Source organism: Sphingobacterium sp. BS-2 (assembly GCF_046161205.1).
Taxonomy (GTDB): Bacteria; Bacteroidota; Bacteroidia; order Sphingobacteriales; family Sphingobacteriaceae; genus Sphingobacterium; species Sphingobacterium mizutaii.
Window position 1 is genome coordinate 185698 of the sequence record NZ_JBIXGO010000014.1, and the last position, 13004, is coordinate 198701.

Consider the following 13004-nt stretch of genomic DNA (forward strand, 5'->3'; position numbering starts at 1 on the left):
TAAATAAAAATCCCTAATACCTTTCGATATTAGGGATTTTTTTGATGATTTATTCTGGCTATTTTTTTAAGTATAAATCGAAGTATTTAGCAATTTTATCGTACATATGGATCCTGTCTTTGCCAAGTACATTATGTTCATGCGTTGGGTAAAGGAAGTAATCGACTTGTTTACCGGCTTCAATGCATTTTTGGATAAATTCCATACTATGTTGTTGAACCACAACAGGATCTTGGGCTCCATGGATAATTAATAAGTGACCGTTCAATCGATCTGCTTTATTGAGCATGGAGGTCTTTTCATAGCCTTCAGGATTTTCTTGAGGGGTATCCATATATCGTTCGCCATACATCACTTCATAATATTTCCAGTCGATTACTGGTCCTCCAGCAACCGCAGCCTTAAAGATATCATTGTGTTTGGTCATCAAGGAACTTGTCATAAAGCCACCAAAGCTCCAGCCAAATATGCCCATGTTCTCAGCATCTACGTAAGGTTTGGATTTTAAGTATTCAATACCTACCAGTTGATCAGCCATTTCTGCTTCACCAAGATTGCGATGGGTAACTCGGGTAAAGTCACGACCGCGGGCATCGGAACCTCTATTGTCCATGGTAAACACAAGATATCCATTTTGCGCCATGTACATATCGAAATAACCAACAGCTCCTAGCCATTTATCGGTTACCAATTGTGCATGGGACCCACCATATAGGTAAACCATAACTGGATATTTCTTGTTAGGGTCAAAATTGGCAGGGTAGGTGATCCTAGCATTTAGCGGAGTCTTACCATCTGCGGAAGTCAGGGTCTTGAATTCAATTTTAGGTAAATCTACTTTTCCATTGAACGGGTTAGCAGCTGTAACTAAATTCTGAGCCTTGTTGGATTTTATGTCAATAACCTGAACGATATTGGGTTGGTCCAAATTACTGAATTGATCCAGGATATATTTTCCTGAGCTACTCACAGAAGCATTATGGGTTCCTTTATTGGAAGTCAATTGGGTAGTTTTTCCAGATTTCAGGTCTACTTCAAATAAGTGGCGTTCCATTCCCTGATTACTTGCACCAATATAATATCCTTTGTTTCCTTTAGCATCGAAACCTTGGAAATCTGTTACAATCACATCTTTATAACCTAGATTTTTGACCAATTTCCCTTGGGTATTATAAAGATAAAGTTGATTGAATCCATCCTTATCGGTTTGATACAAAAATTGATCTGGCTTATTTGGTATGAATTCCAAGGCTACCTGTGGTTCTACCCAAGTAGAGGAAGATTCTTCAAATAAGGTCTGTACCAATTCGCCGTTCTTAGCATTATATTTATTCAGTTTTAAATGGTCCTGACCTCGGTTTAAAACCCCTACAAATACAAACTCGCTCGATGGGTCCCAAGTTACAATCGTTAAGTATTGTTCTTTTGGTTCACCTGTTTGCAGTTGAACATACTCGCCTGTTTCGGTATTGAAGAGATTCAAAGTGACTTCTTCACTTTTCATTCCAGCCATCGGATAGCGAATATCTTTAATGGTCGCTACACGAGTATCCCACTGCGGTAAGGGGTATTTGCTAACCATGCTTTCATCCTTACGATAATAAAGAAGTTTTTTATCGTCTGGGGACCACCACATTCCTTTGGATATGCCAAACTCATTTCTGTGAACCACTGAGCTACCATTGACGATACCGTCCACGGTATCTTTAGTGACCGTAATCTTACTGCCATCCGCTTTAATGATTTCGATATTGTTGCCGTTCAGATAAGCTGTATGCTTATTTGAATGACTGAATTCTTCAGCATCTCTATTGTTGGGCAGCGTAGCATTGAGTTTCGCTTTTTTGCTATACACATTGTAAGAGATGTTATAGCTGTTTTTCTCAGCCCTAATATTCAGTTTGATGTTTTCTTTATCTATCCAACTGTAATTGCTAGGAAAGGAGCGGAGGGAGAATTTATCATTTGCCGCTATTTCTTTAAGGGCATTGAGTATATCGTTGGTGCTAGCTAATTGAACAGGAGTCCAATTATTTTTTGCCTCACGAGCCAAAAGGTTTTGGGAGGTACTGTCCAGATTGGAGAATGCATCAGCATCTTTGATCCATTTTGCTGCGGTCAGTGTTTTAGGAGCAAACTTGCTGGGTCCATAAACTGTCTCATCGATAGTGAAACCTCGTTGACCGTAAGCGACTGAAGAGCTTAATAAGAGTAATACCAGTAGCTTTTTCATTGTTTAATCAAATTTTATGATGACGAAATTAAGGAATTGTTAGGAAAGGATGCGACAATTTGGTAAAAGTCAGGATAGTACAGGATACTTTATCGGAATGAGAGGTTTATCTTAGTTTTAACTTGAACTGAGACAACTATATATTGCTCAGATAATTAACCATATAACCTGTAAACACTAATTAAGAACGCACTCAAAAAATAAACAAGCACATATCATGTAATTTCCCGAGCAATTCTGGGATTTGAGTTGATTTCTTCTCGATGGGATTTAATTGCCTTTAAAAAAAGGCGAGGGTGGAGTGTATTGGGTTAAGGTTAAGAGTTTTAGCATGTTGGTTTTCCTTTTTATAAGAAAACAAATAACACAATATATAACCCTTTTAAACTTAAAACCATGATGAGAACTTACATCCGATGTGTTCCTTTATTGTTATTTTTCTTATTGGTAAAAATGACATATGCGCAGGAGCTCACGATTACTGGGCGAGTGACCTCGACAAACAACGAACCCCTGGCAGGCGTTTCGATCAAGAGTAGCTCTGGAAATGCCAGTACAAGCACCGATACCAATGGTGCTTATGAAATCAAAACCAATCCAAATGCCAACCTGACCTTTACCTATATCGGTTACAATACCCATAGCGAAGCGGTCAACAACCGGGCCGTCATCAATGTACAGATGAGCACTTCCTCAGAATCCATTGAAGAAGTAGTTGTAGCTGTAGGTTATGGTGTGGTGAAGAAAAGTGATTTGACCGGTGCTGTTGGTACCGTTCAGGGGGAGGCTTTACAAGAACGACCTGCTTCAAATTTAAACCAAGCTTTAGGTGGCAAAATTACCGGTGTGAATGTTTCCACCAGTTCTGGCCGACCGGGTGGTCGTGCCAATATTAGGATCCGTGGGTCGAGTTCCATTTCAACCACGAATAATCCCCTGTACGTTATTGATGGAGTGATCATGAGCAGGGATGGATTGCAGAATGGTAGTTCCCCAATTGATTATATCAATCCAAATGACATTGCTTCCGTTGAGGTATTGAAGGACGCTTCTTCAACAGCCATCTACGGTGCCCGTGGTGCCAATGGGGTTGTTATTGTTACGACCAAGCGCGGTACTTCTGGCGGAGGAAGGGCGACTTATGATGCGGAGGTTGGAGTTGGTTATGCTCCAAAATTATTGCCAGTATTGAGTTCAGAGGAATTCTTGGCAGTGGAAGAACTAGCCTATCAGAATGCCAAGAAATTTGATCCAGTTGGCTGGGCAACTGGGACAAAATACACCGACCCTAAAACAAAACGGACCAATCCTTTGCTTTTTGATTCCAATGGTAATCCGCTCTATAATACGGATTGGCAGAAGGAAGCTTTCCGGAATGCTATCACCCAAAATCATCAGTTATCTTTTACCAATGGAAATGAAAAAGGTTCTTATGGTGGTTTTGTCAACTACAGAAATGAACAAGGTGTAGCTTATGGTTCTTGGCAGAAGAGGTATTCGGCAAGATTTGTATTTGATACCGAGATCAAAGATTGGTTGAAAGTAGGTGGGGTATTGAGTTATACGGACCAAAAGGACAAGCAAGTTGATGAACTTGGAGGCGGCGGAATTACCATGATGCGTCAGGTATTGGAAGCATTGCCTTTGATTCCGGTGCGTTATGCAGATGGTAGGTGGGCCAGTAACCGCGATTATCCAGGCATGGAAGGTGGCGATAACCCCATCCGTGTTGCGGATGAAAGACTTTATTTTCTTTCTACCCAGCCTTTTATTGGAAATATGTATGCCAATATCAAGATATTGGATGGCTTAGAGTTCCGGACTTCCATCGGTACCAATATTATCAATCAAAGAAAGGATTATGCTGCAGCTGCTGGTTTACAATATATTTCTAGTGACGGTTCGGCGAATGTGGACAATAAGCGATTTAATTCTTGGCAATTCGAGAACTATTTTACCTATTTGAAAGATTTCGGAAATATCCATTCCATTAATGCCATGTTAGGTTTTTCTTGGCAGCATACGGATTATTTTGGATCCTATGCTAGCTCAAGCAAGTACACCGATTTCTATTATCAATTCAATAACCTAGGAGCAGGAGCAACCATGAATGCGCCATCTTCAGGCGCGAATGCCAATGGCTTGAACTCTTATTTCACGAGGATCAACTATACCTTGTTGAACAAGTACCTATTTACTTTTACAGGTCGTGTGGATGGATCCTCCAAATTTGGACAGGATAATCAGTATGCATTTTTCCCTTCTGCAGCGGTGGCATGGAAAATCAATGAAGAGAATTTCCTGAAAGAATCAGAAAGCATTTCCAACCTGAAGTTGAGGATGAGCTATGGTGCTACGGGTAATTCAGAAATTCCTGCATACCGAGCATTGGCTGGAATGGGGAACTATGAAATCATTCAAGGCGGCGATCGTCTGGTAGGAGTAGGAACTGGAAGGATTGCCAATCCGACCCTGAAATGGGAACGTACTGAACAAGTGGATTTGGGTCTTGAACTAGGTTTGTTCCAAAACAAGTTAAACTTTGAATTGGATGTGTATCACCGTCAGGTAAAAGATATGCTATTAGATGCGCCAGTTCCATTGTCCAGTGGATATAGTACCATTTTCAGAAATGTCGGAAGTATGAAAAATGATGGGATTGAATTTGGTGTCAATGTGGCAAATATTGGAAATGATGTATTCAGTTGGTCTGGTCTCTTCAATTTTTCCTACAACAGAAACCAAGTCTTGAAATTGATTGGTGGTGCTGATATCTATAGTGGAGCCACCATTATCCGTGAAGGTGAGCCGGTGGGATCATTCTGGGGTTTCCAACATTTAGGAACTTGGTCAACCGCTGAAGAGGCAGAAGCTATTAAATTCAATAGACTTCCAGGTGATGTTAAGTACCAAGATATCAATGGAGACGGTGTGATCAATGATAATGATAAAACCATTATTGGTCGTGGTATTCCTGATGGTTACGGTACATTCTCCAATACATTCAAGTATAAGAATCTTTCCCTATTGATTGATCTTCAATATATGTTTGGCAATGATGTGATCGATCGTAGTATTCACTCTGCGGAAGACAGACAAGGGATTGCAAATAGTTATAAAACTGTTTTAAATGCTTGGACAGAAAGTAACCAGAATACTCCGATCGCACAGGTACGTCCAATCAATGCGTATTACACCACAAATAACGATAGCCATAAAGTATCTGATGCTTCATTTATCAGAGGGAGAAACTTAATGCTTTCATATACTTTGAATCCAGATGTTGTTTCCAGAATGAAATTGGATCGATTGCGCTTCTTCGCTTCCGTACAGAACTTCTTCGTGATCACTAAATATTCAGGATATGATCCAGAAGTTTCTAACTCGGGGTCTGCATTTGATCAGGGTTTTGGATTATATGACTATCCAAGACCAAGAGTATTTACGTTAGGATTGAACATTGGATTATAATAAAACAGGAAAATCATGAAATACATAAAATATATCAAGAGAACGATTCAATTAACTACAGCGATGGCTTCATTCGTAGGCTTGGTTGGCTGTACTGGCTTTTTGGATGAATCGGATCCCAGTAACTTTACGGTAGAGAATTATTTCACCAAACCAGAGCATGCCCGTAGTTCGGTGAGTGCAATTTATGCCAATTTAAGGAATCCAATGGTCAGCGGATTTGGTGGAGGAACCTGGATGATGCTTGAGTTTGCAACGGGATTGGCAGGAACAGATCTAGGTCAGGCGGTAAATAGTTACTATGTAAAGGATTTAAGAAATACTTCAGATAATGGCTATGGATTAGATTATTGGACAACCTATTATAAGGGTATTGGGAATGCAAATCTTTCCATAACTTATATTCCGCAGATTACGATGGACGAAACTGAAAAGAAAAAAATATTGGGTGAGGCACATTTCCTAAGGGCATTTTTCTACTTTAATCTGGTTCAGATGTTCGGGGAAATTCCATTGGTGACGGAAGCGGTAAGTTTGACTTCTGAGCAACTTTATCCAGAGCAGTCTACGGTAGACAAGGTCTATGAATTAATCGTCAGTGATTTGAAAATTGCTGAGAATTCAGGTTTGCCATGGAATGATCAAAGTGGGAAAGTTAATATGGGCATTATCAAATCGTTGATGGCGAAAGTTTATTTGACCATGGCTGGATATCCATTGAATAAAGGGGCAGCTTATTTTGATCTGTCTGCAAAGGCTTCAGAGGAAGTAATCAATTCCAAGCAATATCAATTGTTTCCTGCTTATGCGGATCTGCATGATCCCAAGAAGAAAAATGGGGTAGAGAATATCTTTAGTATCCAATATAAAACCCAGGTAATCGCATCAAATTGGCAAGTTGCAATCATTCCATACAATAAGAACATCTCAGCATATTCAGATGAAACTGGAGGAATCTACGCGACTAAGGATTTTGTGGAATCTTATGAATCGAACGACCTTCGCCGTGCAGAGAAACAGTTTTTCTTTACCAAGTATACCCATGAGTCGGATCGGACAAAGGAAGTTAATCTAGGCGGATATTTCCTCTATAAGCATTTTGATGAGGCGGCACAGACTAGTACCACAAATAGTGATTTAAATTGGTCAATCCTTCGTTATGCTGATGTGCTGTTGATGTATGCTGAGGCTGCCAATGAAGTTTCAGGCCCTAACCAAAAGGTTTATGATGCGGTAAACGCAATCAGAAAAAGGGCTGAACTACCAAACTTGAGCGGATTGTCCAAGGATCAGCTTCGGGAAGCGATTTGGAAAGAGCGTTGGTATGAGCTGTGTTATGAAAATATCACTTGGTTTGATATGGTACGCTTAAGGAAAGCTTATAATGCAGGAACTAAGAAATTTGATAATTATGTAGGGCATAAATTCTCTTATGGTCCAGTTTTGACCGAGCGGGAATTGTTGTTCCCTAAACCTACATCAGAAATCAGGAACAATAATAAACTTGTGCAAAATAAGGGCTATTAAGTGTTATAGATGTTTTATTTAGAAAGCCGTCAATCGACGGCTTTCTTTATTTTTAAAACTTATACCGAGCGACCATTGCACCTCGATTTGAGGTTTTTGTGCCAGAAAAACCAGATTCAATCTCTATGATATCCTTATTGATCAATGGGATTTGGTAGCCTACAAACAAAGAACGGTATAAAGCAGGTTTGAATTCTCCGCCTTGCTTTTGTCCATTTGCTTTTTGAAGGGTGCTGGCTTCAAAGGCTAAACCTAATGATCCGGAAAGATATAGGTTCCTCAATAAATAATATCGAATACCTCCATTTAGGGAAAAGACTTCGTGTTTCCAGATTTCAGGCATGGTTAAAAGAACATTCTTGGATATATCCCGAACTGTGACCTCATAATTTAGAGTTGAAAAGAAACTTATTTTATTAATAGGTCTATATTCATAGATCATCCCTACACCATATGAAGCGCCGTGAATGGAAAAATCATAACCAAGCATCGGACCAATTCCGATTGAATGTGTTTTTGCTGATGAAGAGTCTTGGGCATAACTGAAATTCAGCGTTGTGCAGAAGATAAGCAGTGTTGAAAATAACGGATAATTCATGTGAAAATAATTTACAGTTAGACGATAAAATTTTCTATACAGTAAAACTATTACAAAGTATTTAAAAAAGAAATTTCTTTAACGTTTTTAACCTTTTAACCACTTATGTATTAAAAAGTTAGCATTTTTTAACAGATGATTTGTATGAAATTATTCAAATGTTTTTAGCTCAATCTTGGGTTTGTTCTACGCTTATTTTTATTTATAATGATAATTTATTGTTTTTTTTAGGTAAGCAATATATATTCTATTTCATTTTTATATATTTTTGCTTTCTGAAATTATAAGTCTTTAGTTATAAGATATTTCATAAGCAGTTTGAAAAATCAAAAAAGCCGTTCACTAATTATTTACTAGGCCTTACTCATTCATAGTTATATCCTACTCATTGCCATTTAAATTATTGCCATTAAGCATTAGATTTATTTCAAATTGCATCAATATTGGTTAATTGCCGGTTTTGATTTTACACGTTTCGCTAACTTTTAATACGCATCCGATGAATCTAACACAGGATACACAATCAAGCCAATATTATGACTTCAACAGTCATATTATTGATATGGTTGGCCAGATTCTGCAGCAGAAATTCCTAAAGGTGGAAATAGGTGATTTTGATGTAGGAAACTTAGTTGTTGAGAATCATAATGAGCCAACGAATTCCTTCTTTTATAAATGTAGAACAGATGGGATGAATCATGCTAATCCAGATACTGAGCAGATCTGGTTGGCTTATTTTGATTTCTTCTTTCCTCCTGAAGATCTTGTCCCATTAATGCCGGAGCTATTCCATGCTATTCGACAGAAGGAATTGAATAAGGTATATTTCTTTTTTCAGCGAGCGAGACCTCAGCATACCGGGGATTATAAATGGTATTTCGCAACCAGTAAGTTGTTTGCCCTTGGTGATGAAAGCCAACCTGGGATATTATTTCGCTATGCTTTTGAGTTGAATAAGGCTGAAAACAAACCATTATCACTAAATGATGAAAGTTATTTCCAAAAGTATTGTAATCGGGTCATGTTATTGAGTAAGCGGGAGAAGGAGGTCATAAAATTAATTGTGGAAGGAAAGAGCAGTCATGATATTTCGGAGTTATTGTTTATCTCCATCCATACCGTGAATAATCACCGAAAGAATATCACCAACAAGTTGGAGATTAATAACCTATGTCATTTGACCAAGTTTGCGATTTTGTTCAATATGGTTTAAAAAGGAAAGCTTGCAAGGCAATGTCCTCAAGTTTAGTTTTTTGTTTGTCATGCTGAGGGACGAAGCATCTCGGAACAATGCAGACATTCAAAATTAAAAACAACATGAATAGCATTGGCGAACAGGTCTTCAATCGAAGATTGAAGATGACATGAAATTGTAGTGAAGAATCTGTGCGGTTCTTAACCTGTAGATAATGTCATCCTTAACCGAAGGTTAAGGAACTGTAAGGCAGTGCAAAAAAATGATTTTTTTTTAATTTTGGATGTTTGCGTTTTCCCGAGATTCTTCCTTCGTCAGAATGACACAAACACCCTTAACTTAATTTCATTGCCCGTAGTGGGTTTTTCAAAAAATGAAGCAGGGATTGTTCCAAGACCCTTCGGGGAAATCTCAAGTTGCCATTTAGAAAATAAAGGAATGACACCTCCATACAATGAAATGACTATTGCTAGCTATTGTTGTAAAAGGGTTTTATGCAGAAATTTATTTGATAATTATTTCTAAGAAAAAGCACTCTAGCTTCCATTAATAACCAATCAGCATGATAGATCAAGCCCTTATATTGTTTAAGACTGAACTGCTGGCTTATCTGAGTTCTAAAGGCGATAACGCTGCAAGCGTTATTATTGACAATATTGGTCTGGGGGAAACTTCTGGGGGAAATGGTTTGCCTGATAATATAGTAATTAGTCTGGTGAATATTGAGGAAGAAAGTACATTGAAGAACCAGTCTCCCTTACGGCGGATGCCTGATGGTTCTGCCTTCTATGAAAACCCTGCTATCTATATTAACCTCTACGTATTGATTACATGCAACTATGCTGGGGAGGGTTATTTATTGGCCTTAAAAAGGTTGTCCATGGTGATTCGTTTTTTGCAAAGCAAAAGCAGCTTTTCATCTTCCAATCCTGTGAATATTAATCCTATAGATCCAGATCATACCGAACCGTTCCAATTTAATATGGAACTCTTCACCTTATCCTTTGAACAGATCAATTACCTATGGGGATCATTGGGCGGCAGGCAAGTGCCATTCGCGATGTACAAGCTCCGTCTGATTAGCCTATCGGAACATGTAAAAGTAAGGAATGCTCCGTTGATTGAAGAAATTGAAACTAAGCTCAGTAAAATAAATTGACACCATGAGAACGCTGTACAAACCGTTATTTGAGGTCAAACTCCTCCACGAATTCTATCTCACCGATAGGTCCGGAAATAACGTGTTTGAATTAAGCGCTCAAGCTGATCGTCTGGATTTTCTGTTCCATAAATTTGAATCTTTTGCAGATGAGATCAATTCGGACTTATCTTATGAAATCCCTGAAACCTGTAAGGATTTGCTGAAGAACTATGGACTAAAGCTATTACCAAGTTATTCGGGTTTAAAATTATTGATAGAGGCCAAACTCAAGAAATTAGCGAGTGGAGTGAGTACTTATGAACCTATCCATAAGTTAGAAGATGATCTGCATATTCCAATCTTGATCAAAAGAAGGACTTCGAGAATTGATTCCATTACTAACCAAAAATTGGAAAGAAATATCAATTCCTATTATCTTTTCAGCAATGATTCTACCTTAACAGGTACTCGCAGTTTTCCTTATTTAAATTCTGAAGTATCAAATCATGATGCGGCGAACGACTATGAGCAGGGGGAATTGGCGAAGTTTGCTGGAAATGATATTAAAGCGTTTTATTTTGATCAGGCAAATACCAAACAATGGCTAAGTAAAGCAGGGAAGTCATTTGCCAATGAAAATGATAGGGTTTTGTGTGGTAGCAATTTTAGCTATTCCTTCCTAAATGCAAATAATATCAGTAAAGCAGATTTTACCCTCAAAGACCATTTGGGGAATTTCGTACAGGAACTCCATTTTAAAGCTGCTACTCCATTTCCAAAGGTACATTTGGCTTTTGATCCTAAATTATTGAAAATGCTTCCCGGAGAAAAGATCTCGGAGGATTTGATCTATCAGTTGGATGTAAGCGGAACGGGTTCATTCAGTAAATCTCATAAGCTGGTGTTTTACTCAGATCAACAGGAGCTAAGTTCCAGTATTGGTTTGATTTTCATTAAGGTCAAGGGGAATATTAATGGTTATAAGTTATTTGATGCATCGGGAAAACTGATTACGCGGAAAAATCAATTCAATATCGTTGATCCGGCTGCACCGATTTTTGAGATCCATTTCCTCAGCAAACCTTCCTTCTGGCGATATATGAATAACAGGAACCATGCTTTACAAAGTGGTCTTTATTCTGACCTTATGCATAGCATCGATGGACTGTTAATCTCCAAAGAACCTAAGTCATTGACGGCTAACAGCACCTTATTTAAGTTACCGGATAGTAGTTTATTTTATCTTCCTAATCCCGTTGGGGCGGAGGAAATCCATATAGAAAACAAGAAGTTATACAGTGATATAATGGTTCCAGAATCAGATTTGTTACCACTGGCACCTTGACCATAATTAAAAGAATAATAAATCAAAATCTATTGTTATGCAAGAATATAAAACCCCCGGAGTGTATATAGAGGAGATACCACATCTTCCACCTTCGATTGCTTCGGTAGAAACCGCTATTCCAGCTTTTATTGGATATACTGAAATAGCAAAATGGAAAGAAATAGATGACCTTAGAAATAAACCTTGGCGGATTGAATCCATGCTTCAGTATGAGCAATATTTTGGATATCCCGATCCGGAGAAGGAAAGTTTATCGGTTGTCTTTGGTCCAAATGCAGATGTCAATGGGAAGATAGATGATACCAAAAGGTCTAAATTCCTGATGCATTACAGTATGCAGCTGTTTTTTGCGAATGGTGGTGGACCATGTTGGATTTGTTCGGTCGGGAACTATGTAGATAGTGGAGGTTCTATTGTTGCCAGTAATTTGATTGATGGCTTGAAAGAGATTGGAAAGATCAATGAGGTGACCTTATTGGTGTTCCCTGACTCTACTAATTTGAGCACAGCTTCTGATTATTACAATGTGCATACAGAGGCCATTAACCAATGTGTGGAGCTACAAGACCGGTTTACCGTTTTGGACGTCTACCATGACCCTGCAAATCTGACGCAATGGAGTTTGGATGTTGAATTATTGAGAAGTACGCTCTCAGGAACTACTGATTTTTATAAATATGCGGCTGTATATTTTCCGAAATTATATACCGGCGTGGATTATAATTATAAGGTTGCTGGAGATCCAAGCAAGGATAATGATGAGTTGGTCGCCATTAGCGGTGCTCCCGGTGCTGCGAACCTGAAGGAATTATTGGCGATCAATAATGAAAAGTATTTCCAGGCGAAGAGTGCCATTTCCAATATTCAGATGCTCATGCCCGTTTCAGCGGCCATGGTTGGGGTATATGCCCAAGTCGATAATGCAAGGGGAGTATGGAAAGCTCCTGCCAATGTAAATGTCGCCAATGCCATCCGTCCAGAATTCTTGATCAATCAAAAGGAACAGATGAACCTGAATGTGGATACCACGGCGGGTAAATCTATCAATGTTATCCGATCATTTCCTGGAAGAGGACCAGCAATAGTTTGGGGGGCTAGAACCTTGGCGGGAAATGATAATGAGTGGCGTTATGTTCCGGTAAGGCGATTTTTCTCGATGGTGGAAGAGTCTGTTAAAAATGCGACTGAACAATTTGTATTTGAGCCAAATGATAGAAATACCTGGGTTCGTGTGAAATCAATGATCGAGAACTACTTGACCCAACAATGGAAAGCAGGCGCATTAATGGGTGCTTCGACCAAAGAAGCCTTCTTTGTTCATATCGGACTGGGGGAGACCATGACGGAGCTGGATATTTGGGAAGGAAGGATGATCGTAGAAATAGGAATGGCAGTGGTTCGTCCGGCTGAGTTCATAATTCTTCGTTTCATGCATAAAATGCTTGCTGAGTCCTAAATCATGTTTATTGTAAATCTTAAAAAACCATTGTT

8 protein-coding genes are annotated in these 13004 nt (G+C 38.8%); 6 read left to right on the forward strand and 2 right to left on the reverse strand.

Annotated elements, in window-relative coordinates:
* Nucleotides 1-58: 58 nt before the first annotated feature.
* Complete coding sequence (locus ACK2WI_RS06115) at nucleotides 59-2233, reverse strand: DPP IV N-terminal domain-containing protein (RefSeq protein ID WP_409150083.1); 2175 nt, start codon at nucleotides 2231-2233, stop codon at nucleotides 59-61.
* Nucleotides 2234-2629: 396 nt separating this feature from the next.
* Here ACK2WI_RS06115 and ACK2WI_RS06120 point away from each other — a divergent pair, with 396 nt between their 5' ends.
* A complete protein-coding gene (locus tag ACK2WI_RS06120; RefSeq protein WP_409150084.1) occupies nucleotides 2630-5704 on the forward strand; it encodes a SusC/RagA family TonB-linked outer membrane protein in 3075 nt (1024 codons plus the stop codon).
* Nucleotides 5705-5719: 15 nt separating this feature from the next.
* On the forward strand, nucleotides 5720-7231 hold the full coding sequence (locus tag ACK2WI_RS06125; protein ID WP_409150085.1) for a RagB/SusD family nutrient uptake outer membrane protein: 1512 nt from the start codon (nucleotides 5720-5722) through the stop codon (nucleotides 7229-7231).
* Between the two features lie 52 nt (nucleotides 7232-7283).
* On the opposite strand, the gene ACK2WI_RS06130 is transcribed toward ACK2WI_RS06125, so the two are convergent.
* Entirely contained in the window at nucleotides 7284-7829 is a 546-nt protein-coding gene (locus tag ACK2WI_RS06130) for a hypothetical protein (RefSeq protein ID WP_409150086.1), read from the reverse strand.
* Nucleotides 7830-8328: 499 nt separating this feature from the next.
* Between ACK2WI_RS06130 and ACK2WI_RS06135 the strand changes: the two genes are divergently transcribed.
* The 4 genes from ACK2WI_RS06135 to ACK2WI_RS06150 all read left to right on the forward strand — a co-directional run bounded on the left by ACK2WI_RS06135 (nucleotide 8329) and on the right by ACK2WI_RS06150 (nucleotide 12969).
* Entirely contained in the window at nucleotides 8329-9042 is a 714-nt protein-coding gene (locus ACK2WI_RS06135) for a response regulator transcription factor (RefSeq protein ID WP_409150087.1), read from the forward strand.
* A gap of 544 nt (nucleotides 9043-9586) precedes the next feature.
* Nucleotides 9587-10183: a DUF4255 domain-containing protein gene (locus tag ACK2WI_RS06140; protein ID WP_093096928.1), complete on the forward strand. Its 597-nt coding sequence runs from the start codon at nucleotides 9587-9589 to the stop codon at nucleotides 10181-10183.
* A gap of 4 nt (nucleotides 10184-10187) precedes the next feature.
* Nucleotides 10188-11510 carry a hypothetical protein gene (locus ACK2WI_RS06145; RefSeq protein WP_409150088.1) on the forward strand — a complete coding sequence of 441 codons (1323 nt, stop codon included), beginning with the start codon at nucleotides 10188-10190 and terminating at the stop codon, nucleotides 11508-11510.
* Between the two features lie 37 nt (nucleotides 11511-11547).
* The gene (locus ACK2WI_RS06150) at nucleotides 11548-12969 is read left to right on the forward strand and encodes a phage tail sheath family protein (protein WP_409150089.1); all 1422 of its coding nucleotides are present in this window, start codon (nucleotides 11548-11550) and stop codon (nucleotides 12967-12969) included.
* Nucleotides 12970-13004: the final 35 nt, after the last annotated feature.